The organism is Mangrovihabitans endophyticus (assembly GCF_014646155.1).
GTDB lineage: Bacteria > Actinomycetota > Actinomycetes > Mycobacteriales > Micromonosporaceae > Actinoplanes > Actinoplanes endophyticus.
Genome location: NZ_BMMX01000022.1, coordinates 13,931 through 38,631, shown reverse-complemented (window position 1 = coordinate 38,631; position 24,701 = coordinate 13,931). Strand labels below are relative to the sequence as shown.

The 24,701-nt window shown below is 74.1% G+C and carries 28 protein-coding genes; 13 read left to right on the top strand and 15 right to left on the bottom strand.

Annotated elements, in window-relative coordinates:
* Together IEY73_RS21560 and IEY73_RS21555 are read right to left on the bottom strand one after the other, a co-directional pair.
* Nucleotides 1–969 (bottom strand): tRNA (adenine-N1)-methyltransferase, encoded by a 969-nt coding sequence (locus IEY73_RS21560; protein ID WP_229716027.1) that lies wholly within the window; start codon nucleotides 967–969, stop codon nucleotides 1–3.
* The gene (locus IEY73_RS21555) at nucleotides 966–2,105 is read right to left on the bottom strand and encodes a site-2 protease family protein (RefSeq protein WP_229716033.1); all 1,140 of its coding nucleotides are present in this window, start codon (nucleotides 2,103–2,105) and stop codon (nucleotides 966–968) included. Before IEY73_RS21555 ends, IEY73_RS21560 begins: the two co-directional genes overlap by 4 nt.
* A 125-nt stretch (nucleotides 2,106–2,230) precedes the next feature.
* Here IEY73_RS21555 and IEY73_RS21550 point away from each other — a divergent pair, with 125 nt between their 5' ends.
* Nucleotides 2,231–3,271: a RecB family exonuclease gene (locus IEY73_RS21550; RefSeq protein WP_229716026.1), complete on the top strand. Its 1,041-nt coding sequence runs from the start codon at nucleotides 2,231–2,233 to the stop codon at nucleotides 3,269–3,271.
* Nucleotides 3,272–3,346: 75 nt separating this feature from the next.
* Here IEY73_RS21550 and IEY73_RS21545 read toward each other — a convergent pair whose 3' ends face one another.
* From IEY73_RS21545 to IEY73_RS21530, 4 genes are all read right to left on the bottom strand, one after another.
* On the bottom strand, nucleotides 3,347–4,162 hold the full coding sequence (locus IEY73_RS21545; RefSeq protein WP_189081090.1) for a DUF4097 family beta strand repeat-containing protein: 816 nt from the start codon (nucleotides 4,160–4,162) through the stop codon (nucleotides 3,347–3,349).
* Nucleotides 4,163–4,253: 91 nt separating this feature from the next.
* Nucleotides 4,254–4,781: a toxin-antitoxin system HicB family antitoxin gene (locus IEY73_RS34160; RefSeq protein WP_189081089.1), complete on the bottom strand. Its 528-nt coding sequence runs from the start codon at nucleotides 4,779–4,781 to the stop codon at nucleotides 4,254–4,256.
* A gap of 27 nt (nucleotides 4,782–4,808) precedes the next feature.
* On the bottom strand, nucleotides 4,809–5,459 hold the full coding sequence (locus IEY73_RS21535) for an HAD family hydrolase (protein WP_189081133.1): 651 nt from the start codon (nucleotides 5,457–5,459) through the stop codon (nucleotides 4,809–4,811).
* Between the two features lie 46 nt (nucleotides 5,460–5,505).
* Nucleotides 5,506–6,219, bottom strand: a complete 714-nt coding sequence (locus tag IEY73_RS21530) for a neutral zinc metallopeptidase (protein WP_229716025.1) — start codon at nucleotides 6,217–6,219, stop codon at nucleotides 5,506–5,508.
* A gap of 122 nt (nucleotides 6,220–6,341) precedes the next feature.
* On the opposite strand from IEY73_RS21530, the gene IEY73_RS21525 reads away from it, so the two are divergent.
* Nucleotides 6,342–7,142 (top strand): aminoglycoside 3'-phosphotransferase, encoded by an 801-nt coding sequence (locus tag IEY73_RS21525; protein WP_189081087.1) that lies wholly within the window; start codon nucleotides 6,342–6,344, stop codon nucleotides 7,140–7,142.
* Nucleotides 7,143–7,176: 34 nt separating this feature from the next.
* Here IEY73_RS21525 and IEY73_RS21520 read toward each other — a convergent pair whose 3' ends face one another.
* Nucleotides 7,177–7,722 carry a hypothetical protein gene (locus tag IEY73_RS21520; RefSeq protein WP_189081086.1) on the bottom strand — a complete coding sequence of 182 codons (546 nt, stop codon included), beginning with the start codon at nucleotides 7,720–7,722 and terminating at the stop codon, nucleotides 7,177–7,179.
* 144 nt (nucleotides 7,723–7,866) lie between these two features.
* Between IEY73_RS21520 and IEY73_RS21515 the strand changes: the two genes are divergently transcribed.
* Nucleotides 7,867–8,736, top strand: a complete 870-nt coding sequence (locus tag IEY73_RS21515; protein WP_189081085.1) for a PAC2 family protein — start codon at nucleotides 7,867–7,869, stop codon at nucleotides 8,734–8,736.
* A gap of 58 nt (nucleotides 8,737–8,794) precedes the next feature.
* On the opposite strand, the gene IEY73_RS21510 is transcribed toward IEY73_RS21515, so the two are convergent.
* Nucleotides 8,795–9,592 (bottom strand): class I SAM-dependent methyltransferase, encoded by a 798-nt coding sequence (locus IEY73_RS21510; RefSeq protein WP_189081084.1) that lies wholly within the window; start codon nucleotides 9,590–9,592, stop codon nucleotides 8,795–8,797.
* 54 nt (nucleotides 9,593–9,646) lie between these two features.
* Nucleotides 9,647–9,994, bottom strand: a complete 348-nt coding sequence (locus tag IEY73_RS21505) for a hypothetical protein (RefSeq protein WP_189081083.1) — start codon at nucleotides 9,992–9,994, stop codon at nucleotides 9,647–9,649.
* Between the two features lie 168 nt (nucleotides 9,995–10,162).
* Here IEY73_RS21505 and IEY73_RS21500 point away from each other — a divergent pair, with 168 nt between their 5' ends.
* The gene (locus IEY73_RS21500; RefSeq protein ID WP_189081082.1) at nucleotides 10,163–10,954 is read left to right on the top strand and encodes a GntR family transcriptional regulator; all 792 of its coding nucleotides are present in this window, start codon (nucleotides 10,163–10,165) and stop codon (nucleotides 10,952–10,954) included.
* Between the two features lie 13 nt (nucleotides 10,955–10,967).
* On the opposite strand, the gene IEY73_RS21495 is transcribed toward IEY73_RS21500, so the two are convergent.
* The 4 genes from IEY73_RS21495 to IEY73_RS21480 form a co-directional block, all read right to left on the bottom strand.
* Entirely contained in the window at nucleotides 10,968–11,774 is an 807-nt protein-coding gene (locus tag IEY73_RS21495; protein ID WP_189081081.1) for an SCO1664 family protein, read from the bottom strand.
* Nucleotides 11,771–12,361, bottom strand: coding sequence for a DUF3090 domain-containing protein (locus IEY73_RS21490; protein WP_189081080.1), 591 nt, complete (start codon nucleotides 12,359–12,361; stop codon nucleotides 11,771–11,773). The genes IEY73_RS21495 and IEY73_RS21490 overlap by 4 nt, the downstream gene beginning before the upstream one ends.
* A 122-nt stretch (nucleotides 12,362–12,483) precedes the next feature.
* Nucleotides 12,484–13,185 carry an MSMEG_4193 family putative phosphomutase gene (locus IEY73_RS21485; protein WP_189081079.1) on the bottom strand — a complete coding sequence of 234 codons (702 nt, stop codon included), beginning with the start codon at nucleotides 13,183–13,185 and terminating at the stop codon, nucleotides 12,484–12,486.
* Nucleotides 13,185–14,234: an LLM class F420-dependent oxidoreductase gene (locus IEY73_RS21480; protein WP_189081078.1), complete on the bottom strand. Its 1,050-nt coding sequence runs from the start codon at nucleotides 14,232–14,234 to the stop codon at nucleotides 13,185–13,187. Before IEY73_RS21480 ends, IEY73_RS21485 begins: the two co-directional genes overlap by 1 nt.
* 126 nt (nucleotides 14,235–14,360) lie before the next feature.
* On the opposite strand from IEY73_RS21480, the gene IEY73_RS21475 reads away from it, so the two are divergent.
* Together IEY73_RS21475 and IEY73_RS21470 are read left to right on the top strand one after the other, a co-directional pair.
* Nucleotides 14,361–15,332: an aldo/keto reductase gene (locus IEY73_RS21475; RefSeq protein ID WP_189081077.1), complete on the top strand. Its 972-nt coding sequence runs from the start codon at nucleotides 14,361–14,363 to the stop codon at nucleotides 15,330–15,332.
* A gap of 90 nt (nucleotides 15,333–15,422) precedes the next feature.
* Nucleotides 15,423–15,614: a DUF5703 family protein gene (locus IEY73_RS21470; RefSeq protein ID WP_189081076.1), complete on the top strand. Its 192-nt coding sequence runs from the start codon at nucleotides 15,423–15,425 to the stop codon at nucleotides 15,612–15,614.
* A 19-nt stretch (nucleotides 15,615–15,633) separates the two neighbouring features.
* On the opposite strand, the gene IEY73_RS21465 is transcribed toward IEY73_RS21470, so the two are convergent.
* Both IEY73_RS21465 and IEY73_RS21460 read right to left on the bottom strand, forming a co-directional pair.
* A complete protein-coding gene (locus tag IEY73_RS21465; protein WP_189081075.1) occupies nucleotides 15,634–16,305 on the bottom strand; it encodes a hypothetical protein in 672 nt (223 codons plus the stop codon).
* A gap of 18 nt (nucleotides 16,306–16,323) precedes the next feature.
* On the bottom strand, nucleotides 16,324–17,628 hold the full coding sequence (locus IEY73_RS21460; RefSeq protein WP_189081074.1) for a M20/M25/M40 family metallo-hydrolase: 1,305 nt from the start codon (nucleotides 17,626–17,628) through the stop codon (nucleotides 16,324–16,326).
* A gap of 84 nt (nucleotides 17,629–17,712) precedes the next feature.
* Here IEY73_RS21460 and IEY73_RS21455 point away from each other — a divergent pair, with 84 nt between their 5' ends.
* The 7 genes from IEY73_RS21455 to IEY73_RS21425 all read left to right on the top strand — a co-directional run bounded on the left by IEY73_RS21455 (nucleotide 17,713) and on the right by IEY73_RS21425 (nucleotide 24,684).
* Nucleotides 17,713–18,342: a hemerythrin domain-containing protein gene (locus tag IEY73_RS21455; RefSeq protein ID WP_306661517.1), complete on the top strand. Its 630-nt coding sequence runs from the start codon at nucleotides 17,713–17,715 to the stop codon at nucleotides 18,340–18,342.
* A 179-nt stretch (nucleotides 18,343–18,521) separates the two neighbouring features.
* On the top strand, nucleotides 18,522–19,502 hold the full coding sequence (locus tag IEY73_RS21450; protein WP_189081073.1) for a LysR family transcriptional regulator: 981 nt from the start codon (nucleotides 18,522–18,524) through the stop codon (nucleotides 19,500–19,502).
* Nucleotides 19,503–19,651: 149 nt separating this feature from the next.
* Complete coding sequence (locus IEY73_RS21445; RefSeq protein ID WP_189081072.1) at nucleotides 19,652–20,035, top strand: NYN domain-containing protein; 384 nt, start codon at nucleotides 19,652–19,654, stop codon at nucleotides 20,033–20,035.
* Nucleotides 20,036–20,195: 160 nt separating this feature from the next.
* Nucleotides 20,196–20,456 carry a hypothetical protein gene (locus IEY73_RS21440; RefSeq protein WP_189081071.1) on the top strand — a complete coding sequence of 87 codons (261 nt, stop codon included), beginning with the start codon at nucleotides 20,196–20,198 and terminating at the stop codon, nucleotides 20,454–20,456.
* 4 nt (nucleotides 20,457–20,460) lie between these two features.
* Nucleotides 20,461–21,363: a hypothetical protein gene (locus IEY73_RS21435; RefSeq protein ID WP_189081070.1), complete on the top strand. Its 903-nt coding sequence runs from the start codon at nucleotides 20,461–20,463 to the stop codon at nucleotides 21,361–21,363.
* Nucleotides 21,356–24,007 (top strand): FtsK/SpoIIIE domain-containing protein, encoded by a 2,652-nt coding sequence (locus IEY73_RS21430; RefSeq protein WP_189081069.1) that lies wholly within the window; start codon nucleotides 21,356–21,358, stop codon nucleotides 24,005–24,007. The genes IEY73_RS21435 and IEY73_RS21430 overlap by 8 nt, the downstream gene beginning before the upstream one ends.
* On the top strand, nucleotides 24,004–24,684 hold the full coding sequence (locus IEY73_RS21425; RefSeq protein ID WP_189081068.1) for a hypothetical protein: 681 nt from the start codon (nucleotides 24,004–24,006) through the stop codon (nucleotides 24,682–24,684). The genes IEY73_RS21430 and IEY73_RS21425 overlap by 4 nt, the downstream gene beginning before the upstream one ends.
* Nucleotides 24,685–24,701: the final 17 nt, after the last annotated feature.

Below are 24,701 nucleotides of genomic sequence, written 5' to 3'. Positions count from 1 at the left end.
TCAGACCCCGGGACGCCCGAGCGGACCGTCGGTGTCCCTCCCGGCGTCGTCGCCGCCACGCGCGGCGGCCGCCGCCGCGGCCCGGCGCTGCGCGTACGCCTCGGCCCCCTTGCTCGGCTTGCGGCGCCGCGGCGGCGCGGTCACCCCCGGCGCCAGGCGGCGGGCGGACACCAGGAACGCGGTGTGCGCGATCATCCGGTGGTCGGGCCGCACCGCGAGCCCCTCGGCGTGCCAGTCGCGGACCAGCGACTCCCACGCCCGCGGCTCGGTCCAGCCGCCCCGCTCGCGCAGCGCCTCGACCAGCTCGGAAAGCTGCGGAGTGGTGGCCACATAGCCGATCAGCACCCCGCCGGGCACCAGCGCCCGCTCGACCATGCCGAGCGCGTCCCACGGCGTCAGCATGTCCAGGATGATGCGATCAAAACCGGTCACCTCGGCCTGCGTCACGTCGCCATGGTGCAGCCGCCAGGCCGGGTGCGGGCCACCGAAGAACGCCTCCACGTTGCGGCGCGCGATGGCCGCGAAGTCCTCCCGCAGCTCGTACGAGTGCAGCTCGCCGGAGGCGCCCACCGCCCGCAGCAGCGAGCAGGTCAGGGCGCCCGACCCGGCGCCGGCCTCCAGCACCCGGGCGCCCGGGAACACGTCGCCCATCGCCACGATCTGCGCCGCGTCCTTGGGGTAGATGACCTGGGCCCCCCGGGGCATGGAGAGCACGTAGTCGCTCAGCAGCGGGCGCAGCGCCAGGTACGCGGTGCCGCCGGAGGACGTGACCACGCTGCCGTCCGGCAACCCGATCAGGGCGTCGTGCTCCAGCGCGCCGCGGTGGGTGTGGTAGGCGCGGCCCGGCTCCAGCACGACGGTGTGCGCCCGGCCCTTGGGGTCGGTGAGCTGCACGCGGTCACCCGGGCGAAACGGTCCCCGGTGCGCGGGCTGCGGCGCGTCGACGGCAATGTCAGGCTGGGCGGTCACTGATCCTTCTTCCACTGGTCCGGTGCGTCGGGACCCGCGTCACCCCAGCGGCGGGGCGCGCGGTGCGGCTCAAGCACGGACGCCAGGTCGGCGACGTGCAGCACGCCGAGCACATCCTCGCCTGAGGTCACCAGGTACTCCGCACCCGGGTGGGCCTGGACCGCGCGGACCACCTGCTCGCCGGAGAGCCCGACGGCCAGCGCCGGCACCGCGCCCATGCTGCGCGTCACGGTGTCCACCGCCACCCACGGCCGCCGCGCGGCCAGCAACGCCGCGGCGGCCCGCGCGTCGACCAGCCCCACCAGCCGGCCGGCCGCGTCCGCCACGGCCAGCGCCGGGCGGCCCCGGGTGTCGCTGTCGCGGCGGCGCTGGGCCTCGGCCAGCGGGGTCCCGGACGGGACCGCGAAGATCGGCTTGGCCAGCCGCCGCAGGTCGATCAGCGGGAAACGGCGGGTCATCCGGGCCAGCCGGATGGACTGACCGGCGCCCTGCCACAGGGTGAACACCACCAGCAGAATGAAGACCAGACCGAACAGGGTGATCAGTTGCAGCTGATAGAGCGTGATCACCAGGGCCGCGGTGACCAGGGCGATCAGCCGGCCCGCCCAGCCGGCCACCTCGGTGGCGCGGTCACGGTCGCCGAGCAGCGCCCAGACGCCCGCCCGCAGCGCCCGGCCGCCGTCCAGCGGGAGCCCCGGCAGCACGTTGAACACGGCCACCAGCAGGTTGCTGGCGGCAAGCTGGAAGGCGAGCTGGCCGACCACGGTGCGGTCCGGCAGCAACCAGGCGGCCGTCGCGGCGATCGCACCGAGCAGCACCGACACCGCCGGGCCGGCCAGCGCGACGAGGGCGTCCACCCGCGGACGGGGCGCGTCCCGGTCCATCTCGGTGTATCCGCCGAGCAGCTCCAGGGTGATGCCGCGCACGCCGATGCCGTGCCGCCGGGCGGTCAGCGCATGGCCGAGCTCATGCAGCAGCACCGAACCGAGCAGGCAGGCCACGAATCCCAGACCGATCAGGTAACTCGCCGGCGCGGCCACGCCCAGCTCGGACTCGGCATATCCGCCGTAGACCACGGTCACCAGCAGGGCCAGCAGGTACATCGACGGGCTCAGGTAGAGCGGGATGCCCAGCAGCCGGCCGACCTGGCGGCCCGGCCGGCCGCGGCGCTGCGCTCGGTCTTCCACGCCCCGATGGTACGGAAAGGCCGCCGGGCCGGGCGTGCCCGCGTTTCGTCGTACCCCTGCCCTAGCCTGTCGGCATGACGGGATCGCTCGCCACGACCGGCTCACCTGCCTCCCCCGCCGCTCCGGACGCCCCCGCTGCTCCGGACGCCCCCGCCGCTCCGGAGACCGCCACCGCTCCGGAGGCCGCCACCGCCCGGGGCACTGCCACCGCCGCGGTGCCGGACGCCCCGGACGCGGACCGGCAGCCGCCCGCGGGAGGCCCGTCGCTGTCGCCGTCGCGCGCCGCCGACTTCAAGACATGCCCGCTGCTGTTCCGGTTCCGCACCATCGACCGCCTGCCCGAGCAGCCCTCCCCCGACCAGGCGCGGGGCACCCTGGTGCACGCGGTGCTGGAGCGGCTGTTCGACCTGCCGGCCGCCGAGCGCACGCTGGAGGCGGCGGCGGACCTGGTCGCGCCGCAGTGGGCGGGTCTGACCGAGCAGGAGCCCGCGCTGGCGGCGTTGTTCGCCGGTCCGGGCGCCGCACCGGCGGGCGACGCGCTGAGCGTGTTCCTGCGCGGCGCCCGGGAGCTGCTGGAGGGCTACTTCGCGGTGGAGGACCCGCGGCGGCTGGAACCGGCCGAGCGGGAGAGCCTGGTCTCCGCCCTGGTCGCCGACGAGTTGCTGATCCGGGGCTACATCGACCGGCTCGACGTGTCACCGGCCGGCGAACTGCGGGTGGTGGACTACAAGACCGGCGGCGCCCCGCGGGAGGCGTTCGAGGGCCGTGCGCTGTTCCAGCTCAAGTTCTACGCGCTGGTGCTCCTGCGCACCCGCGGCGTGGTGCCGCGGGTGCTGCGCCTGCTCTACCTCAAGGACGCCGAGGTCTGCGACTACCGGCCGGACGCCGAGGAACTGGAGCGTTTCGAACGCACCCTGCTCGCGCTGTCCGGGGCGATCGAGCGCGCCAAGCGGGACCGGGATTTCCGGCCCAAGCCCAGCAAGCTCTGCGGATGGTGCAGCCACCAGGCGTTCTGCCCGGAGTTCGGTGGCACGCCGCCGCCCTGGCCGGAGCGGGAGACGGCCTCCGGCGCCGGGGACGACGCCGCCCCGGAGGTCGTCGACCGCCTGGGGTGACGCCCGGGCGCCGGTCACGCCGCGCGCTCCCGGCGCCGGCCTCACCATGCGAGGCCCGGCGCCGGCGCGCGGCGCTCAGGCGGCCGTGTGCTGGGCGCTGGGCGCGCGCTCGACGGTGATGTTGCCGCTCGCGGTCCGCAGGCGCAGTTCGGCGTCGGCGGCGCCGGCCCCGTTGTGCTCGTCGCCGGCCGCCAGGTTGTTGCGCGTCATGCCGGAGGCCGTTCCGGCGTCCAGCCAGACGCGCGTGCCGGGGACCACGCCCACGCGCACGTTGCCGGAGGCCGTGGAGGCCCGCACCGTGCCCTGCCGCACCGCCTCGATGGTGACGTTGCCCGACGCGGTGCTGGCCTTGGCCGAACCGCCGAGGCTGCGGATGGCGACCGATCCGGATGCCGTGCCCGCATTGACGTCACCGGTGACGTCACCCACGCGCACATCCCCGGATCCGGTCCGGATGCGCAGGGAGCCGCCGACCTGGTTGGCGGTCAGGGTGCCGCTGGCCGCGCGCAGGTCCGCGTCGCCGATGACGTCCTCCACATAGACCTTGCCGGAGGCGACGTCGACCTTCACCTGCGCGTAGCGGCCCACCGAGCGCACATCGGCGGAGACCGTCTTGACCGACAGCGCGCTCTCCGCGGGCACCCGCACGGTGATGCCCAGCCGGGGCAGGCGCCGCCAGGTCCAGCCGCTGGACTCCGGCACGGTCACGGCCAGCATGTCGCCGTCCAGCGTGACGGTGGTGTCCTCGGCGGCCCGGTGGGCCGCGTCGGAGTCGTCCAGCGGGACCACATCGACCGTGACGGTGGCGTCGGCGGCCGCGGTGACGTCGACGAATCCGCGGGTGGCGCGGATGGCGGCCATGACGGGGGTGGTGCGGTCGAACTCGATCATCGCGATTCCTTCGGGTAGGCGCGGATCTGACGAACGGGGCAGGCTCGGGCCCGCCACGACGGGCGGACCGCGGAGGTTGCCGAAATGCCGCTCAGGCTTCGAAGAAGCCGGTGACGCGCTTGCTGCTGCGCCGGCGCGGCGGCGGGAAACCGTCGCCCGGCCCGGGAACTGCCTGGCCGGCGTCGGGGACGGCATGGTGGCCCAGCGCCGATGTCACCGCGCGTACCAGCCAGGCGTTCACCGACACGCCCTGCGCCGCGGCCATCTGCTCGGCCTTGACCTTCAGCGCCTCGGGCATGCGCAGCGTCAGCCGGGCCTGCTCACCGCCGTCGCCGGGCGGCGCCGGCGCGGCCGGCGCCGGCTCCGGCTCGACCTCCGCCTGGCTGTCCACCACCAGGTCCACGGTGCGCCCGCGCAGCCGCACCTCCACGGACGCGTCCGGCAGCCGCGTGGTGATCTCCGCGGCGGCGTCGGTCAGCACCTCGATCATGACCAGCCTGGCGGAGGCGTCCAGGGCGTGGCTCAGCAGTTCCGCAGCGCGGGTCGTGTCCGGCCCGCCGGGCGCGGCCGCCGCCGCGAGATCGGCACGCAGCGCGTCCACGTACGGGGTGACATCCATGACGTCACTATGACGCCTTAGATGACGTCAGTCAAGCGCCACCGGCCGCAGCAGGGAGCCCAGGAAGGCGGCGTCCACGCCCTCCAGGGATGTCCGCAGGTGCACCCCGTCGGTCGGCGGCAGCTCCAGTTCCGCCGGCACGGCGAGCACCGCCGCCCCGGACGCCAGCGCGCTGGCCATCCCGGTCGGCGAATCCTCGATCGCCACACACGCGGTGATCGGCACGCCGAGTTTGCCCGCGGCGATCAGGTACGGTTCCGGGTCCGGCTTGGGCGCGTCGACCTCGTCGCCGACGATCACCACGTCGAAGTTCTCCCGGCCCAGCGTGTCCAGCGCGACCTCGACGAGCTTGCGGCCGGTCGAGGTGACCAGCGCGGTGGGCAGACCGTCGGCGCGCACCGCGCGCAGCAGCTCGTGCGCGCCCGGCCGCCAGACCAGCCCGTTGCCGAACAGCTCGAACACCCGGTCGGTGAGCCACGCCGCGTCCGGCGCCTCCGGCCGGTCCGGCTGGCCCAGGTCGTCGCGCATCAACTGCATCGTGCGGCTCATGGTGCTGCCGATCATCGCCTGCCGGGCCGGCGGGGACAGCCTGCCGCCGGCCCGTTCGGCCAGCTCGTGCAGGGCGACGTCCCACACCTTCTCGCTGTCGACCAGCGTTCCGTCCATGTCGAAGAGCACCGCGGCGGGAAGTCGTGTCACCCCGCCATTGTTGCCTGCGCGCGTCTCAGGACAGGTCGCAGGGCTTCAACGAGTCGTCGTACCCGTTGACGAACGCCCTGGTCCGCTGCCGTGCGGTGCCGTGCGCGCCCTCGGCGAACCAGGGCTGGCCCGGATCGTCGCCCACCGCCTCCAGGCCGCGGGCGAGCTCGTCGGTGTCGTCCGGCTGCAAGCTCAGCCGGCCGCGCCGTTCCATGTCGCCGATGTACGCCCCGGCCATGCAGTCGGCCTGCAGCTCCTGCTGGATGGTGAACTGCTTGCGGATGCCCAGGCGCAGTTGCACGGCGTGCGCGTACTCATGACCCAGCAGGTAGAAGATGAACGCGTCGCCGATCTGCTGGAACGCGGCGAAAGCCCAGTTCACGTCGTACGCGATGAAGTCGCCCGCCGAGCAGTAGGCGGCGTTGTTGCGACCCAGCGCCTGGCCCCCGCAGTCGACCTCGCCGGCGCGCCGGTACGGGATCAGCCGGCCCACCGGGGTGAAGTCCAGCCCGGACGCCTGGAACTGGTCCCGCCAGTATTCCTCGGCGATCACCCGGGCGTCGTCGATGTCGGCGGCGAACTCCTCCGGGGTGTCCGTGCCGTCGGGGTCCTGGCTGCCGGCCGGGTCGCCGGCGCCGGTGGCGCTCGGCGCGGGATCCGCGGCGCGACGGTCGCCGCCGGGCGCCGACAGGCAGCCCGCGGCGGTCACCGCGGCGGCGAACAGGGCCAGGAGCGCCATGCGGGAACGACGGGGCGCCGGCATTTTCGGACCTCCGGAGGGCTGACGTGATCCGCGTGATACTTCACGATACGTGCGGGGAGCGAATACGGATCAGTGACAATAGATCATGGGAGGCGCGCATGCCCGTGGGCATACCGGAACCTGAGCTTGCCATGCCGGACGCGGTGCGGACCCTGACCCGTGGGCGCCCGGCGCGGGCGGTGTGGTGCAACCTGCTGGGCGGCACCACCTTCGAGGTGGGCTCGGGTTCCGAACGCTTCTTCGTCAAGTTCGCCCCGGCCGGCAGCGGCCTGCCCCTGGCCCGTGAGGCGGCACGGCTGCGCTGGGCACGCCCGTACACACCGGTCCCGCGGGTGCTCGACACCGGCGCGGACGAGACCGGCACCTGGCTCGTGACGGCCGCCCTGACCGGACGCAGCGCCGTCGACCCGCGGTGGCTGGGTGACCCCGGCCCGGCGGTGGCGGCGATCGGCGCCGGCCTGCGGGCGCTGCACGACGCCCTGCCGGTCGCCGGCTGCCCGTACACCTGGATGGCCGAGCATCGCCTGTCGGTCGCGCACCGCCTGGCCGCCGACCGGCATTACGACGACTGGGACTGGCACCGCGACTTCGCGCACCTCACCATCGACGAGGCGCTGGTGCGGGCCAAGGAGATCCCGCCGGTGGACCGCCTGGTGGTCTGCCACGGGGACGCGTGCGCGCCCAACACGCTTGTCGCCGACGACGGCGCGTGGACCGGTCACGTCGACATGGCCGCGCTGGGTGTCGCCGACCGGTGGGCCGACCTGGCGGTCGCCTCGTGGAGCCTGGAGTGGAACTACGGACCGGGCTGGGCACCCGCCTTCTTCCACGCGTACGGGGTGGACCCGGACCCGGTACGCATCGGCTACTACCGGCTGCTGTGGGAGCTCGGCCCGTGACGCCCCGTGCCGTCCCCGTCGAGGACGTGACGAGTCAGACCTTGCCCGGCAGGCGGCGATGCAGCTCGGCCAGCAGGGTGCGCGGTCCGGGCGACATCAGGCCGACGTCGACCAGGTACGCCACCTCCGCCCCGCGACGACGCGTACGGGGAGCCCGTCCCGGACCGTCGGCGACGGTGATCGCGCCCGCGGCGGACGGCGTCACCACCAGCTCGGTGAACGGGCCGCGGCGGCGCAGGGCAACCGCGGCGATCGCCGACCACGGCAGCCGCACGCCGCGCCGGCCGGTCGCGGCGAACTCCACGCCGTGCACGTTGCTGCGCAGCCATCCCAGCCGGTTCCACGCGACGAGCATGATCACGCAGGTGGCCACCGCCGGGACGACGAGCAGGCTCTCCCCCACCCCGATCAGGTCCGCGACGGTGACGCGGGCGCCCGCCGCGAGCAGGATCAGCAGCGACAGGCCGCGGCAGGCGGCCCACACCGCGGCCACCACCCAGAGGACGGTGACGAACACCATCCCCCGTGGCTGAGCGAACGACACGGTGTCGTCGGCGGGACCGACCGCGGGAGCAGGCACGTTCGCAGTATGCGCCGTTTTCGGCGGCTCTTGGCTGGTATCAGGGGATTCGTACCGGCGCCCGGCGCCGCCCCGCGCGGCACCGGGCGGGGCGGGGTGCGCGGCACGTAGGCTTGCGGCACGCGCGTCTCGAAAGGTGTCATCGTGACAGAGTTCGACGGTCTTCCCCTCCTGCGCTCCCCCGTGGCCATCGCCGCGTTCGAGGGCTGGAACGATGCCGCCGACGCGTCGACCGCGGCGGTGGAGCATCTCGAACAGGTCTGGCAGGCACGGGAGATCACCTCCATCGACCCGGAAGAGTTCTACGACTTCCAAGTCAGCCGTCCCACCGTCGCCATGACGGACGGCGAGGCCCGCAAAATCGAGTGGCCGACCACCCGTTTCATGGTGGCCAGCCCGCCCGGCGTCGAGCGTGACGTCGTGCTCATCCGGGGCATCGAGCCCAGCATGCGCTGGCGGACCTTCTGCGAACAGGTCCTGGAGGTGTGCCACAGCCTGGAGATCGAGAAGGTGGTGCTCCTCGGCGCGCTGCTCGCCGATGTGCCGTACACCCGCCCGCTGCCGATCAGCGGAGCCGCGGCCGACTCCACCGCGGCCGAGAAATACAAGATCGTGCCGACCCGCTACGACGGGCCGACCGGGATCGTGGGCGTGCTCCAGGAAGCCTGCACCCGGGCAGAACTGGACGCGATGTCCTTCTGGGTGCACGTGCCGCACTACGCGAACAATCCACCCTGCCCGAAAGCGACCCTGGCGCTGCTGCACCGCATCGAAGACGTGCTCGACCTGCCGGTGCCGATGGCGGACCTGGCGGAGGAGGCGGGCGAGTGGGAGAAGCGCGTCCGCGCGGCGGCCGAGCAGGACAGCGAGCTCGGCGAGTACGTCCGCGAGCTGGAGGAACGCGTGGGCGACGAGGGCATTCAACCGCTCACGGGCGACGAGATCGCGACCGAGTTCGAGAAGTACCTGCGGCGCCGGGGCGGCTCGGCGGGCCCGACCGCCGGGTCGTGGTGACCGGCCCGCAGCCGACACGGCAGGAGCACCCGGCGGCACGCGGCTCAGCCCACGCGGCTCAAGCGGTGCGCCCGATGGTCAGCAGGTGACTGCTCGCCCCTAGCAGGCTGGGCTCCGCCTCCACCCGGCGCAGCATGTCCAGGGTGAGTTCGGCCAGCCGTGGATCGTCCAGGAACTCGTCCACGCGCGGGCCGGTCAGCCATACCGGCCCTTCGACGGCCACCGTGCGTACCTCCCGCAGGCCCGCCTCCCCCGCCTCGGCCGCCGCCTCCTCGGGCCGGTGAAAGTAGGCGCTGGTGAACCAGCGCTCCCGGTCGGCAACGTTGCGGTGCGCGCCGTCCCGCAGGGCTCCCTCGACGAGGGGACGGTATCCCGGCTCGGCGAAGAAGCCCTTGCCGAAGCCGTCGAGCATCGACGCGAAGCGGCTGATGCCCGCACCGATGACGACCCCGCCGGTACGCGCGGCCCGCGCCGCCTCCCGCCAGGCGGTGACCCGGTCGCCGCGCTCCGGCAGGTGGTAGAGCGGCCCGAGCAGGAGCACCGCGTCCGCCCCGCCGTCGGGCACCGGAAGCGAACGGGCGTCACCCAGCGTCGCGGCGACTCCGTCGCAGGCTCCGGCCGCGGCGACATGGTCCGGCACCGGGTCGATCACCAGCACGTCGTACCCGGCACGGGCGAGCGGCGCGGCGTACACCCCCGTGGCGCCGCCGACGTCGAGGATCCGGCCGGGAGGACCGGGCAGCACCCGGCCGAGCACGTCCCAGGTGCGCAGGAACTCCAGGCGGCCTGCGCCGGTGGCGAGCCGGTGGTGTTCCCCGCCGTGTTCGTAGTAGGTCATGATCTCCGGCTCAATCATGAGCCCAGCCTCGCGGCCCGGCGCGGCACCGGCAATCGATATCCCGCGAAGGCGTCAGTGCCAGAAGACCGCCACCGCGGCGTTGATCAGGGTCAGCGCCACGATGCCGATGAAGTGGCCGCGGTTGACCTCCTCGCGGCGGCGCGAGAAGAAGACCATGATGAAGATCAGAATGCCGATGATCAGCTTCACCGCCAGCTTGACCACGCTCGGTTCGGCATCGCCGCCACCGCGCAGCGGCGCGGACAGCCCGAGACCGGTGACCACCTGGATGCCCGCGCCCCAGAGCATGGCCGGGTTGATCCGGGTCCGGCCGGTGAACCACTGCGTGATCGCGCCGCCGAGCAGCAGGGCGAACCCGACGAGGTGCAGGTAGAGCAGGATCAGCCGCAAGGCTTCCATCTATCGGACCTTCCATCGCGCATCGAACGGTTGCCAGCATTCCACCAGACTCCCGAACACCGCCTGGGACCCGGCCCGGCACGTCCGGCGTCCGGTGCCGTCGGCGTGTCGCGGGTGCCGGCGCACAGCGCGTACGGCATCCTAGGAACCTAGGGTCTGGAGGTCTCCATGTCGATCAACCCCGGCGCCGCCGAGTTCCCGCACCGTCAGATCGCCGCCCAGTTGCGCGAGCGCATCCGCCGTGGCGACTGGCAGCCCGGCGAGCGGCTACCGTCCATCCCGGCCATGGCGGACATGTTCGGCGTGGCCAAGCAGACCGTGCAGCGCACCGTCGACCAGTTGCGGGTCGAGGGCGTGCTGATCACCAAGCCGGGATCCGGGACGTACGTGCGGGGCACCCGACGCCGGCTGAACCGCCTCTCCCGCGGCCGGTACGGCGCACATCGCGGATACCACGCCGACCTGGCCGCGCGGTACCGCCAGCAACTGGCCGCGGTGGGCCGCGAGGCGGCGCCCGGCGAGGTGGCCGACGCGTTCGGCGTCCGCGACGGGACGGAGATGCTGGTCCGGCGGCATCTGGTCCGCACCGAGGACGCCTGCGTCGAGGTGGGTGCGTCCTGGTTCCGCGTGGCCGACGCCCGCGGCACCTCCCTGGAGCGGCGGGAGGCGTTCGGCCGCCCGCTCTATCAGGAGGCGGAGGAGGCGCTGGGCCGGCGCTACACGTGGGCGACGGACACCATCAGCGCCCGCCAGCCGAGCCGGGAGGAGGCGGAGATCCTGCAGATCCGCCCGGACACTCCGGTGCTGCACCTGCTGCATGTGGCCTTCGACGAGACACGCCGGCCGATCGAGGTGGCGCAGGCGACCTGGCCGGGACCGATGACCACGCTGACCGAGGAGTACCGGGTGCCGGAGCCGGCCGCGGACCCGGATCCCGACCCGGGCCTCGCCCTGGCCTGATCGCGACGCCGGCCTAGACCGGCGGCCAGGGCACCGCCGGCCAGTCGCGCGGCGGTTGCGGGAACCGGCCCGCCCGCAGCAGCCGGGTGATGCGCCGGCGCACCTGGCGCACCTCGGCGAGGGTCAGATGCTCCTCCAGCGCCGGGACCAGGGCCTGGTCCATCCGGGCCGACAGGTCGGTCAGCACCGCCACCACGTCCTCCGGCAGCGGCTTCCCGGTCCAGCCCCAGAGAACGGTGCGCAGCTTGTTCTCCACGTGGAAGCTCACGCCGTGGTCCACCCCGTAGAGGCGGTCGCCCGGTCCGTAGAGCACGTGCGCGCCCTTGCGGTCGGCATTGTTGATCACCGCGTCGAGGACCGCGAGCCGGGCCAGCCGCGCGTCGTCGGCGTGTGCCAGCGCGTACGCGTCGCCCTCGTCGTCGCGGGCCGAGGCGACCGGGAACCAGCCCTGCGGCACGTCGTATGCCGGGACGAAACCGATCAGCGCGTCGGCCCCGGACGGCTCGTCGATCCATAGCTGGCAGGCGCCCGGGCCGAGCGGTCCGTCGCGCAGCACGGTGGGTGGCACCAGGTCCCAGCCGGTCGCCTGGGACACCAGGTAGGCCGACACCTCGCGCCCGGCGAGCGTGCCGTCCGGGAAGTCCCACAGCGGCCGCTCCCCGCGGACCGGCTTGTAGACGCAACGGCGGGTGAGCCCGTCCAGGCTGATCTCGCACCGGACCGTGGTGTTGGAGGCGTCGACCAGCCGTCCCTCGATCTCCAGATGCCCGCGCGAGAGCAGTGCGACGGCCTCGTCCTCGGGCAACACGGAGATCGTCATCGATGGTAGCCGTTGTGCCGGGGACACAGGTGCCCGGCCGGATCCAGCGGCTGACCGCACAGCGGGCACGGCGGCCGGCCGGCCGCCACCACGCGTTTCGCGCGGTCGATGAACGCCCGGGTGGCCTCGGGGGTCAGCCGGACGCGCAGCCGGTCGAGCGCGTCGTCCGGCTCGTCGTCCTCGCCCTCTTCGAGGGTCGGGGTCTCGTCCTCCGCGGTGAGGTCCGCCTCGACGTCGCCCTCGCCGGCCTCGATCGCCTCGATCACCACGGTGCTCGTGTCCACGTCGAAGGCCAGGCCGAGGGTGCCGACGCGGAATTCCTCGTCGACGGGCGTGTCCAGCGGCTCGTTGTCGTTGGTGGCCAGCGGTGACAGGTCCGGCAGGTCCACTCCGAACCGGCGGCTGGCCTCGGTCAGCAGCTCCTCCAGCTTCTCGGCGAGTAGCTGCACCTGGACCTTCTCCAGCGCCACGCTGACCACTCGCCCGCCACCGCGGGCCTGCAGGAAGAACGTCCGGTCGCCTGGCTCGCCCACCGTCCCGGCGACGAACCGCTCGGGCGGCTCGAAGGCATGCACCTGGTGGGTCATACCGATGACCCTATCCGTCCGGTGGACGGCGCGTGCAGCGCACCGGGCCGGTTCGCCATGGGCGCAACGATGGGCGACTCAGCGCACATCTTTGATCACTTTTTGTGACAGCACGGTTGCGGTCAGGCGCCCGCTCCCCCGCCTCCGCCGACCACCGCGTCGGACGACGGCGCCGCGCGCGCCGCGCGCCGCCGCCCCTTCGGCGGCGGCACCAGGCCGCTCAGGTCGGCGGTGTCGTTGAGGCGCAGCACGAACGGGCGGGTGGGCGTGTAGCGGATCACGCTGACCGAGGCCGGATCGGTGACGATGCGCTGGAAGTCGTCCAGGTGCAGGCCGAGCGCGTCGGCCACGATCGCCTTGATCACATCGCCGTGGCTGCACGCCAGCCAGAGCGCCTCCGGGCCGTGTTCCCGCGTCACCCGGGCGTCCCAGCGCCGCACTGCGGCCACCGCGCGGGCGCTCATCGCGGCCATCGCCTCACCGCCGGGGAACACCGCCGCGCTGGGATGCTGCTGCACCACCGGCCACAGCGGGTCCTTGGCCAGCTTCTTCAGCGGCTGGCCCTCCCAGTCGCCGTACCCGCACTCGATCAGGCCGTCGTCGGTCACCGGCTCGGCGCCCGGCAGCGCCAGCTCAAGGGTCTGCCGGCAGCGCACCAGCGGGCTGGTCACCACGGCCGCCAGCGGCAGCTCCCGCAGCCGGGCGCCGACCCGCTGCGCCTGCGAGCGCCCGGTCTCGTCGATCTCCACCGGCTGCCGGCCGGCCAGGCCGCCGGAGGCGTTCGCGGCGGTGCGCCCGTGCCGCAGCAACAGCACCGTGGCCATCAGGCGACACCCGCGGCGTCGTACGCGTCGGCGACCGCCCGCAGGGTGCGGATGCCGGCGTCCAGATCCCCCACGTACGGACTGACCGACAGCGTCCCCACGCCGGCGGCGGCGTACTCGCGGATGCGGTCCACCATCCGGTCCCGGCCGCCCAGGATCGAGGTGCGCTCGATGAACTCCTGCGGCACCGCGGCCGCCGCGTCGCGCGGCTTGCGGTCCAGGTAGAGGTCCTGCACGCGGCGGGCGTCGTCGGCGTATCCCATGCGCACCGCCAGGCGGTTGTAGAAGTTCTGCTCCCGGCTGCCCATCCCGCCGACGTACAGCGCCGCGTACGGCCGGATCAGGTCGGCGCACGCGGCCACGTCGGCGCCGGCCACCACCGGCACGCTGGGCGCCACGTCGAAGCCGTCCATCGTCGCGCCGGCCGCGGCACGCCCGCGTTCCACCGGGGCCAGCAGCTCCGCCGCGGAGTCCGGCGCGAAGAACACGGCCAGCCATCCGTCGGCGATCTCGCCGGCCAGTTCCAGGTTGCGCGGGCCGACCGCGGCCAGATAGACGGGCACCGCCGCGCGCGGCGGGTGGAAGCCCAGGCGCAGCGCCTTGCCGGCGCCACCGGGCAGCGGGAGCTGGTAGTGCTCGCCGTCGTAGGCCACCGGCTTGCGGGCGATCGCCATCCGCACCACCTCGACGTACTCCCGGGTGCGGCCCAGCGGGTGGGCGAACCGCACCCCGTGCCAGCCCTCGGAGACCTGCGGGCCGGACACCCCGAGCCCGAGCCGGAACCGTCCGCCGGACAGCGCGTCGATGGTGGCCGCGGTCATCGCGGTCATCGCCGGGCTGCGCGCCGGGATCTGCATCACCGCCGCGCCCACATCGATCCGGGTCGTCTGCCCGGCGATCCAGGCGAGCATCGAGGGCGAGTCGGAGCCGTACGCCTCGGCGGCCCACACCACGGCGAAGCCGAGGCGGTCCGCCTCCTGCGCCATGGCGAGGTGGTCCGCCGGTGTGCTCCACGAGGCTTGATAGCCGAGGCTGAGTCCGAGCCGCACATGCCCTCCCGAGGTGGCGCGAAGATCCCGGGGCGAAGCCTACGCACCTACCCGCGGTGATTTCGGTCCGGTAACCGACCCGGTTCGACGATGACGCGGTGAGCAGCCCCTGAATAAGGTTCACCCATGCAGCAGCGACCGCTCGGCCGAAGCGGGCTGGCGGTCTCCCGGCTCGCTCTCGGCACCATGACCTGGGGCCGGGACACCGATCCCGACGACGCGGCCGCCCAGCTCAAGTTCTACCTGGAGGCGGGCGGCACCCTGATCGACACCGCCGACGTCTACGGCGACGGCGACGCCGAGTCGGTCATCGGCAGTCTGCTGGATCAGCTCGTCGCGCGCGACCAGGTGCTGATCGCCACCAAGGCCGGGCTGGGCACGTCCGGGCACCGCCGCCGGGACGCCTCCCGCGGCCACCTGCTGCGCACCCTGGACGCCGCGCTGCGCCGCCTGGGCACCGACTACGTCGACCTGTGGCAGGTGCACGGCTACGACGGCGGGACGCCGCTGGAGGAGACGCTGGGCGCGCTGGACCACGCGGTCAGCAGCGGGCGGGCCCGCTACGTGGGGGTCTCGAACTTCACCGCCTGGCAGACCGCGCGGGCGGCCACCTGGCAGACCGCGTACCCGGGACGGGCCCCGGTGGTCGCCGCCCAGATGGAGTACTCGCTGCTGGAGCGCGGCATCGAGCGGGAGTTGCTGCCCGCGGCCTCGGCCCTGGGCATCGGGGTGCTGGCGTGGTCGCCCCTGGGCCGCGGGGTGCTCACCGGCAAATACCGCAACGGGCGCCCGCTGGACTCGCGGGCCGCGTCGGCGCACCTGGCCGCCTTCGTGCAGACCTATCTGGAGCCGCGCTCCTCCAGCATCGTGCAGGCGGTGGTCACGGCCGCCTCCGGTCTCGGGGTGCCGCCGCTGGAGGTGGCGCTGGCGTGGATCCGGGACCGGCCCGGGGTGGCCGCGCCGATCCTGGGCGCCCGCACCGCCGGGCAGTTGCAGGGCGCCCTGCGCAGCGAGGAGCTGACCCTGCCGGCGGAGATCACGCAGGCGCTGGACGACGTGTCCGCGGTGCCCTTCGGCTACCCGGAACGCGACGGGTGAGCGGGCACCGGCGCCGGGTCGCCGGGCCCCGGTCACGGGCACCCGCACCGGGGGTGGTGCCCGCCGCGGCGCTGGAGCATATTAGGGACCATGGACTACGAATACGCGCCGCTGCGGTTGCCATCGAATGTCGACAGGTTGACCGCTGCGGCGCAGCTTGCCATCCAGGCGGAGTTCTCCGGGTGGGAACTCGCCCGGGTGCAGCTCTTCCGGGACGGGACCCGGCAGGTGATGCTCCGGCGCAAGATGCACGGCAGCAACCAGCCGGGTCTCTCGCTGTAAGGCGGGGCGGACGGCGGCCCTACGCCGGGCCGGGCTCGGCGTCGTCCAGGTCCTCCGGCGGGAACGGGTGCTCGTCCAGCCGGCCCACCAGGTGGTCGCCCTCGGCGGGCGCGAACGGGCCGGCGCCGTCGGAGTCTTCGAACGCCTCCAGGTCCAGCGGCTTGTCCGCCTCGGTCACCGTGAGCAGGCCGTCCAGCGGCTCCAGCTCGGGCACGTCCAGCGTGGCAAGCGACCCGTCGCCGGCCTGCAGCAGCTCCATGACCGCCTCGCCGACCGTCTCCACCTGTTCCCGCTCGGCGTCCTCGGGCACCAGCGACTGCCGGGCCGCCTGCGCCACCCGCAGCAGCGCACCCACGCTGGGCACCCGGTAGTCGCGGCGCTGCCGCACCGAGATCACCTGCGGGTACGCGTCCTCCGCCGGCGCACCGTCGAGGCCGCCGACGTTGAGGCCGAAGCGCTGGTCCGCCTCGTCCGGGTCGATCGACTCGACGTCCCACGGCGTCACCTCACCGAACGTGTCGAGTAGCTGCTCGTCGTACGCGAACGAGGTGTTGTTGAGATGCACGTACGCCTGCCACACCTGATCGTCGTCGATCCGGCCCTGGGCGACTTTCACCGCGGTCAGATGGGCGCGGGCGGCCTCCACCACCCGGTCGAGGGCGGCCTCCAGCTCCACGTACTGGTCGGACATGGTCGAAGCGATCCCTTCTCAGCAGGTGCGCAGCAGTCGGTCGAGCACTCGCACGCCGAACTGTAGTCCGTCGGTCGGGACGCGTTCGTCGACGCCGTGGAACAGCGTGGAGAACGGCAGGTCGGCGGGGAGTTTGAGGGGCACGAACCCGAAACACCGGATGCCCAGGGTGCGGAACGCCTTGGCGTCGGTGCCGCCGGACAGCATGTACGGCACGGTGCGGGCCGTCGGGTCCTCGCCGCGCAGCGCGGCGGCCATCGCGTCCACCAGGGCGCCGTCGAAGCTGGTCTCCACCGCGGGCTGCCGCTGCAGGTGCTCGATCTCCACGTCCGGCCCGATCACCTCGCGTAGCTGCGCCAGGAAGGTCTCCTCCTGGCCTGGCAGGGTGCGGCAGTCGATGGTGGCGCTGGCCTTGCCGGGGATCACGTTGTCCTTGTAGCCCGCTTCCAGCCGGGTGGGGTTGGCGGTGTTGCGCAGCGTGGCACCGATCAGCCCGGCGATCGGGCCGAGCTTGGCGATGGCCAGTTGCGGGTCGTCCGGCATGTCGATGCCCAGCGCCTGCGAGACCTGCTCCAGGAAGGTCCGCACGGTCGGGGTGAGCACCGTCGGGAACCGGTGCCGCCCGACCCGGGCGACCGCCTCGGCCAGCGCGGTGACGGCGTTGTCGTCGTGCACGAAGGAGCCGTGCCCGGGGCGTCCGCGGGCGTGCAGGCGCAGCCAGTCGATGCCCTTCTCGGCGGTCTCCACCAGGTAGAGCCGCTGGTCGTCGCCGACCGTGTAGGAGAAGCCGCCGACCTCGCCGATCGCCTCCGTGCACCCCTCGAACGCCGCCGCGTGCTCGCGGACCAGGTATTGCGAGCCGTACTGCATGCCCGCCTCCTCGTCCGCGGTGAACGCCAGCACGATGTCGCGGGGCGGCACGAATCCGGTGCGATGCCAGCCGCGGACCACCGCGAGCACCATGGCGTCGAAGTCCTTCATGTCGATGGCGCCGCGGCCCCACAGGTAGCCGTCGCGCTCCACGCCCTCGAACGGCGGCACCGACCATTCGCTCTCATCGGCCGGCACCACGTCCAGGTGACCGTGCACCAGCAGCGCGCCGCGGGAGGGGTCGGCGCCGGGGATCCGGGCGAGCACGTTCGCCCGGCGCGGCGCCGACTCGTGGATCCGCGCGTCGATGCCCGCCTCGCCGAGCCGCTGCGCGACGTACTCCGCGGCGTCGCGCTCGCCGGCCGTGGTGCGCGGATCGCCGGTGTTGGTGGTGTCGATGCGCAGCAGGTCGCGGCAGATGCCGACGACTTCGCCCTCCGCGGTGTCGTTCATCCGCTCTTCTTACCAGCCGGGGAGGGCGAACCGGTGGCAGCCACCGCCGGTTTGCCCGGCCGCCGGGATGGGTAGCACGCCGCCGTGCCGTCGTTGAACCTTCCTCCCCTGCCACCGGTGGGTGGCGCCACCTCCGGGCGCACCGCCGTGGACGTGATCCGCGCGCAGCACCGGGAGCTGCTCGGCCTGTGCGACGCGGTGGCCGCCGATCCGGGGCGCCGCGCCCTCGCGCAGGTGCTGGTCGCCACCACCGTGCGCCATCTGTCGGCCGAGGCGCAGTACCTCTATCCCGCGGTGCGCCGGGTGGTGCCCGGCGGGGCGCGGCTGGCCGACCGGGAGATCGCCGAGGATCGGGGACTGCTGGCCCGGCTGGGCCGCCTGGACCGTACGCGGCCCGGCGCGCCCGGGTTCGCCGGCGCGGCCACCGCGGTGGCCGCCGCGGTGCGCCGCCACGTCGCGGCGGACGCGCGGGAGCTGCTGCCGGCGCTGGCACGGATGGTGCCGGTGGAGGATCTGGTGCGGGTCGGCAACCGGCTGGAGACCGCGGTGGAGGCGGCACCCACCCGAGCGCACCCGCGGACGCCGTCGACGCCGCCGTGGAACAAGGTGGTGGACCCGGCGATCGCGGTGCTGGACAAGATCCGCGACGTGGCCGGACGGCGCACCACGTATCCGCGGGACCTGGACCCGCCGGGGATCATGTCAGACCTGTGACAACGAACAAAGTGGACATCGATCTTACTCGAAGTAGTAGAAAAACTACACTATGGAGCATTGCGCCCGTACGGGTTAGCGAATTCTGTCCCGTTGGTTAACCCGTTTGTCACAGCTTTAGGATCTTTCGGTGGCCGAAGGTCTAGCCGAGGATCCCATGGACGTCCTACCGTCACGCTATGAACCTGGAGCTGCGGCACCTCAAGGTCGTCTGCGCCATCGCGGAGACGGGCAGTGTGACCAAGGCGGCGTCGCTGCTGGGACTCGCGCAGCCCGCGCTCACCGCGCAACTGCAGCGCATCGAACGCACGTTGGGCGGACCGCTGTTCGAACGGGACCGCCGCGGCGCGCGGCCCACCGCGCTCGGCGAGCTGGTTCTCTCCCGGGCCCGGGTGCTGCTGCCGGCGATGAAGGGGTTGCAGGACGAGGCCGCCCGGCTGGCCGGGTCCGGCAGCGGCGAGGACACCATGAGCCGCTACCGCATCGGCGCCTCCGGCGGCCCGGCGGTGGGCGGCATGGTCTACCGTCTCTCCGCTGCGCAGCCGGACGCGCAGATCACCACCCACGCGTCCTACTACGTCGACGAGCTGGCCACCATGGTGCTGGCCGGCAAGCTGGACTACGCCCAGGTGGGCGTCTGCGGCGACGCGCTGCCCTCGGCGGACTACGGGCTGGTGTGGCAGACCATCGCCATCGACGGCGTCTGCGTGCTGATGCCCGACGACCACCCGGCCGCCAAGGGCGTGGACATCGACCTGGCCGAGCTGTTCGACGAGCTGTGGGTGGCCGCGCCCGGCGACGGATGTTTCGCGGACTGCTTCGCGGCGGCCTGCGCCCGCGCCGGTTTCACCCCCAAGCGGGTGCTGGAGACCGACATCCGCGGCTGCATCGACATGGTCGAGTCGGGCCTGGGCGTGGCACTGTGCCAGCCGACGTTCCGGCCGCCGCAGGGGCTGACCAGCCGTCCCCTCGCCGGCGCGCCGCTGCGCTGGCGGCAGGTGCTGGGGTGGCACCCGGACGGCCCGGCCGCGCGGTTCGCCCCGCGCCTGCTGGGCATGGCGCAGGACGCCTACCTGGAGGTGGTGGCCCGCAATCCGCGCTATGTCGCGTGGCTGGCCGACTTCCCGCAGCTCGGCGGCGTGCACATGGCCGCCGCCTGACCTCACGTGGGCGCGGGCACCTGCGGCACCGCCCACAGCAGATGGTCGGTGCGGTCCACACCGGGTCGTCGTGTGAGTCCGGATACCCGGTCCGTGCGGGAACAGCATCCGCGACGTTCGCGTGATTCCCGGTGTGAGACGCTGCCCTCATGGCCGATCCGTTGCTCGTCGTCGACGCCGCCAACGTGGTCGGATCGGTACCCGACGGCTGGTGGCGTGACCGCGCCGCGGCGGTGTCGCGGCTGCGCGACGCATTGCTGTCCATCACCTCCAGCGGGCTGGCGGATCTTCCCGGCCCGGTGGAGGTGGTCCTCGTGGTGGAGGGGAAGGCGCGGTCGGTGCGCGGCGTTCCCGGCATCCGGGTGATCGCCGCGCCGGGCAGCGGAGACGATGCGATCGTCGCCCTGGTGCGCGACGAGGGCGCCGGGCGTGACGTGGTGGTGGTCACCGCCGACCGTGGCCTGCGGGCCCGGGTGAGCGCGCTCGGCGCGCAGATCCGCGGGCCGTCCAGCGTGCCCCGGCGACCGGCCTGACCACGCCCGGCCGGAGCCGGACGGCGTCAGGCATGCAACATGAGCCATATGTCAGCTTTCGCAGCCGTGCCGCAAACCGGACAGGCGAACACGACCGCCCCAACGCAGGCGATAGTCTGGCGGCAGAACACGTTCTCCGCTACACGGGAGGCAAGCACGAGTGGCCAGTGTCGCCGAGGTCCGGGCAGCCGTCGACGCCGCACTGCAGCAGGTCACCGAGGGGCAGGCGGCGATCCAGGCGGCCCGGGAGAAGCTCGGGGAGGCGCAGCAGAGCCTCGCCGCCGCCCTGGACGGCAGCGCCAGCGACGCCGTCGGCGCCGCACACGCCTCGCTGGCCCAGGCCGACCAGCAGCTAGAGGAGTGCCTCGGCGCCACCCTGCAAGCCGTCGAGCAGGCCGAGGCCTACACGGCGGCGCTGTAATTCGATGTCACTGCTGCAAGAACTCGGCGCCCGGCTGCGGGCGACCTCCGACGAGCTGCCCACCGGCCAGGTGACCGTCGCGCTCCAGCGCCTGCAGAGCGCCGGCGAGTTGCTGCTCTACGTACGGCGCGAGTCGCAGCAGCAGCTCGGCGTGCCCGAGCTGGGCAACGCCCTGGAGCACGCGGAACGCGCCGTCGCCGCGCTGCGCAGCGCCCAGGACGCCATCGCGGCCTATCTGGGCGCGCTCGGCCTGGTCGCCGATGCGAGCGCCGCGCCCGACCGCGCCTACAAGGCCGCGCTGGTCAGCAAGGACGCGCCGGGGACCAGCGGCGAGCCGCCACCGCCGGAGGAGCTGGAACCCTGGTGGGGTGAACGGGTGACCGAGCTGACCGGCGAGCAGCCCCCGGACGGGGAGTCCTCCGCCGCGGCGCCGGACAGCCCCGAGCTGCTGCGGCGGGTCGCCGCCGGAGTCCGCAGCGGCGACCGCGGCCGGCTCGGCCGTGACCTGCACGAGGCCGGGCCGACCAGCGGGCTGGGACTGTCCGCCCTCACCCCGGCGCTGCTCCATCGCCTCGCCGGTGACCTGCTCGGGCACGAACCCCGGCCGCAGGACGCGGGCCGGCTCCGGTCGGCGGTCGGCGACCGGGTCCGCTCGCTGCTACCCGGCACCTCGCCGGAGCTGCTGGACACCCTCATCGACCGGGTGTGCCGGGCGCCGGAGCGGCCCGGACGGCCCGCCGCGCACCCGGCCGACTCCGCGGTCACCGCGAGCGTCCTGACCGGTGTGCTGCTGGCCCGTCTCGGGCGCGACCCCTCCACGCTGGACGCCGCCGCTCCCGAACCGGTGCCGTCGCGCTCCAGCGACGACGCCCGCGGCACCGATGCCTCCCGTGCCGCCGATGCCTGAGTCGCCCACCCGGCGGGTGATCGAAGCGCGGGCCGCCCTGTCGCACGCCCTCGGCGTGGCCGAGGCCGAGCTGCAGGAGGCCCGCAGCCGCCACCTGAGCGCGGCGAACCGCCGGGACCGGATGCTGGCCGCGGCACAACGGCAGAAGGTGACGCTGTCGGCGCAGCGCGACAAGCGGCTGCACGAGATCGATCAGGGCCGGCGCGATGACCGGGCGGCGCTGGCCGCGGCCCTCGCGGACGCCGCTCGCCGCGCCGCGCCGGGGGCCGCCGCATCGCCGTGGGACCGCTGGCACCCCTCGCCGGCGCTGCCCGCCGCTGCGGCGCCGCAGGTGCGGGTGGGCCGGGTGCAGGTCCCGGCGGACGACGACGTGCCCGCGCTGGTCGCCCTGCTGGACCGCGGGCATGTGGTGATCCGCGGCGACGACGGGCGCGGCGACGTGGTCGTCGCCGCGCTGCTGCTGCGGTCCCTGGGCACGGCACGCCCCGGCGCGGTCCACCTCACCGGATACGACCCCGAGCATCTGGGCGGCGGCCTGGCCGGCTTCGCCGCGCTGGCCACCGCGGGCCTGCTCACCCTGGTCGGGCCGGGTGAGCTCACCGCCCTGCTGGACGGCCTGGTCGACCACGTGCGACGGATCAACGAGACGGTGCTGGCCGGGGAGCACGCCTCGCTGCGGGCGCTGGCCGCGGCCACCGGGCGCCGGCCGGAACCGTGGCGTGTCGCGGTGCTGCTCGGCTCCGGTCACGCCGACGAACTGTCCCGGCACGACCGGGGCCAGCTCGACCGGCTGCTGCGCACCGGCGCCGCCTGCGGCGTGCACCTGATCGTGCGCGGGCTGACGGTCGCGGACCGGGCCGGTGTCGAGGTGATCGAGGCGGCCGACGGCGACCGGGCGCGCCTGTCCAGCGCCGGCGATCTGCCGGTGCGGCTGGACGAGGGCCCGCCGTTGCCGACGATCACCACGACATGCCGGGCCATCGCGGACGAGGTCGCCGAAGGGCCGGCGCCGCTGGCCCTGTCGAGCCTGCTGCCGGACGCGGAATGGACCGCGACCTCGGCCGCCGGTCTGGTAGCGCCGCTGGGGGACAGCCCGCTGGGCCCACCGGTGCTGGTGAAGCTCAGCGACTACCCGCCGCACGCGCTGATCGCCGGGCCGTCCGGCACCGGCAAGACCAACCTCATCTACGCCTGGATGGGCGCGCTGGCGACCCGCTACTCCCCCGGCGAACTGGCCTTCTACCTGCTGGACTTCAAGGAGGGCGTGTCGTTCGCCCGGTTCGCCCCGGGCCGCCGGGACCCGAGCTGGCTGCCGCATGTGCGGCTGGTCGGGCTCAACGTGAACACCGACCGCGAGTTCGGCCTGGCCCTGCTGCGTTTCCTCGGCGCCGAGCTGCGCCGCCGGGCGGACGCGGCGAAGCAGCACGAGGTCACCAACCTGGCCGAGCTGCGCGCCGAGGACCCGCAGGGATCGTGGCCGCGGATCGTCGCCGTGGTGGACGAGTTCCAGGTGCTGCTGGCCGGGCGCGACGCGGTCGCCGCGGAAGCCGTGGACCTGCTCGAAGACCTCGCCCGCCGGGGCCGTTCCCAGGGCATTCACCTGGTGCTGGCCAGCCAGGACGTGTCCGGGATCGAGGCGCTGTGGGGCCGCCCCGCGCTGGTCGCTCAGTTCTCCCTGCGGATCGCGCTGCCGCGGGCCCGGCGGGTGCTGGCCGAGGCGAACACCGCCGCCGAGGGCCTGCCGAGATACCACGCCGTGGTGAACGCCGACTCCGGCGCCCCGGAGGCGAACCGGGTGGTGCGGGTTCCCGCGGCCGGCGACCGTGACGGCTGGAACGCGTTGCAGCACCGGCTGTGGCGGCGGCGCCCGCCGGACCTGCCGCCGCCGCGGCTGTTCGACGGCGACGCGGTGCCGCGGCTGGCCGCCAGCCCGGACTTCGCCGCGCTGGCGAGCGTTCCGGCGGAAACCGGGGCGGCGCCGGTGGCGCTGCTCGGCGAGACCATCGACGTGGCCGCCCGGTCCGCGCGGATGACGTTGCGCCGCGCGCCCGGCCGCAACCTCGCGGTGCTCGGCACCCGGGTCGACGAGGCGTGCGCGGTGCTGGCCGCGGCGGCGCGGTCGCTGGCCGCGCAGATGCCGCCCGGCGCGGCCCGCTGGTCGGTGGCCTGCCTGGACCCGGACGCGTCGGCCGCGGTCGAGGAGCTCAAGGGCGTGCTGCCGCACGGCGACACCGGCTTCTACCACGCCGCCGACGTGGCGTGGCTGCTGGAGGACGCCGCTCAGGAGGCCTCCGCGGGCGAACCGGCCGCACGGCCGCACTTCCTGCTGATCTACGCGGCGGACGCGGCGGGCGGTGACAGCGCCGCTCTGCGGCGGGTGCTGCGGCAGGGCCCGGAGCGGCGGGTCCACGTGCTGGGCTGGTGGCGCGGGGCGGCGCTGTTGCGGGAGACGCTGGGCGGCCCGAGCTCACGCACCGACCCGATCGGGGCGTGGGTGGCACTGGACGCGCACGGCAGCGAACTGAACGCGTACTACCCCGGCGCCCGGCCCCCGGTGTGGTACCCGCGGCCGTGGCGGGGGTTGTTCTTCGACCGCTCGGTGCACCGCGGCGCCGAGGTGATCATCCCGTACGGACCGTCATGACGGGCGACCGTGGGCTGACCGACGGCGACTCCGAATACACCGAGTTGCTGCGGCGGCTGGCCCGGCTGGAGGACGAGGCGGTCGGCCACCGGGCCGAGGCGACCCGCTGGCACGACGACCGGGTCGCCGCGGTGGACGAGGCGCTGCGCACCGCCGAGGAGACCGTGCGCGCCGCGCGGCAGCGGGTGGGCCGGGCCGAGCGGGAGCGCGACCGGGTCGACGCCGAGGTGTGGGACATCTGGTCCGAGATCTCCCACCGGTACGGTTCCACCGCCGACCGCTTCGGCAAGGCGGCGCCCGGTCCGACGGTGCCCCGGCAGCGCGACCGCGACGCCGAGTCGTACGCCGCCGAGGCGCGGGCGCTGGTCGACTACCAGAAGCCGGCGGCTGCCGCGCGCCCGGCGCTCTACGTCGTGCTCGGGGTGGCCGGCGGCGTGCTCGGCGCGGTGGCGCACCAGTTGCTGCGATGGGCCGGGCAGCGGGCCGGTGGCGACCTGGCCGCCACGTTGCCCGTGGTGGCGCTGATCGCGATGGTTCTCGGTCCGGTGCTCGCGGCGGTGGAGGCCAAGCGGGTGTCCGACCGTCGCGGCATCGAACTGGACCACACGGCGGTGGCCACCGTGCTGCTCGCCGGGCTGGTCACCGCCGGGCTGGCGTTCGCGGTCCTGCGCGGCTGAGCGGGCCGGACCGGGTC

Excerpts from the sequence above, each read along its gene's own strand:
- IEY73_RS21550 (WP_229716026.1), top strand. The coding sequence starts at position 2,231 with ATGACGGGATCGCTCGCCACGACCGGCTCACCTGCCTCCCCCGCCGCT.
- IEY73_RS21545 (WP_189081090.1), bottom strand. The coding sequence starts at position 4,162 with ATGATCGAGTTCGACCGCACCACCCCCGTCATGGCCGCCATCCGCGCC.
- IEY73_RS34160 (WP_189081089.1), bottom strand. The coding sequence starts at position 4,781 with ATGGATGTCACCCCGTACGTGGACGCGCTGCGTGCCGATCTCGCGGCG.
- IEY73_RS21530 (WP_229716025.1), bottom strand. The coding sequence starts at position 6,219 with ATGGCGCTCCTGGCCCTGTTCGCCGCCGCGGTGACCGCCGCGGGCTGC.
- IEY73_RS21525 (WP_189081087.1), top strand. The coding sequence starts at position 6,342 with ATGCCCGTGGGCATACCGGAACCTGAGCTTGCCATGCCGGACGCGGTG.
- IEY73_RS21510 (WP_189081084.1), bottom strand. The coding sequence starts at position 9,592 with ATGATTGAGCCGGAGATCATGACCTACTACGAACACGGCGGGGAACAC.
- IEY73_RS21505 (WP_189081083.1), bottom strand. The coding sequence starts at position 9,994 with ATGGAAGCCTTGCGGCTGATCCTGCTCTACCTGCACCTCGTCGGGTTC.
- IEY73_RS21500 (WP_189081082.1), top strand. The coding sequence starts at position 10,163 with ATGTCGATCAACCCCGGCGCCGCCGAGTTCCCGCACCGTCAGATCGCC.
- IEY73_RS21495 (WP_189081081.1), bottom strand. The coding sequence starts at position 11,774 with ATGACGATCTCCGTGTTGCCCGAGGACGAGGCCGTCGCACTGCTCTCG.
- IEY73_RS21490 (WP_189081080.1), bottom strand. The coding sequence starts at position 12,361 with ATGACCCACCAGGTGCATGCCTTCGAGCCGCCCGAGCGGTTCGTCGCC.
- IEY73_RS21485 (WP_189081079.1), bottom strand. The coding sequence starts at position 13,185 with ATGGCCACGGTGCTGTTGCTGCGGCACGGGCGCACCGCCGCGAACGCC.
- IEY73_RS21475 (WP_189081077.1), top strand. The coding sequence starts at position 14,361 with ATGCAGCAGCGACCGCTCGGCCGAAGCGGGCTGGCGGTCTCCCGGCTC.
- IEY73_RS21470 (WP_189081076.1), top strand. The coding sequence starts at position 15,423 with ATGGACTACGAATACGCGCCGCTGCGGTTGCCATCGAATGTCGACAGG.
- IEY73_RS21465 (WP_189081075.1), bottom strand. The coding sequence starts at position 16,305 with ATGTCCGACCAGTACGTGGAGCTGGAGGCCGCCCTCGACCGGGTGGTG.
- IEY73_RS21460 (WP_189081074.1), bottom strand. The coding sequence starts at position 17,628 with ATGAACGACACCGCGGAGGGCGAAGTCGTCGGCATCTGCCGCGACCTG.
- IEY73_RS21450 (WP_189081073.1), top strand. The coding sequence starts at position 18,522 with ATGAACCTGGAGCTGCGGCACCTCAAGGTCGTCTGCGCCATCGCGGAG.
- IEY73_RS21445 (WP_189081072.1), top strand. The coding sequence starts at position 19,652 with ATGGCCGATCCGTTGCTCGTCGTCGACGCCGCCAACGTGGTCGGATCG.
- IEY73_RS21435 (WP_189081070.1), top strand. The coding sequence starts at position 20,461 with ATGTCACTGCTGCAAGAACTCGGCGCCCGGCTGCGGGCGACCTCCGAC.
- IEY73_RS21430 (WP_189081069.1), top strand. The coding sequence starts at position 21,356 with ATGCCTGAGTCGCCCACCCGGCGGGTGATCGAAGCGCGGGCCGCCCTG.
- IEY73_RS21425 (WP_189081068.1), top strand. The coding sequence starts at position 24,004 with ATGACGGGCGACCGTGGGCTGACCGACGGCGACTCCGAATACACCGAG.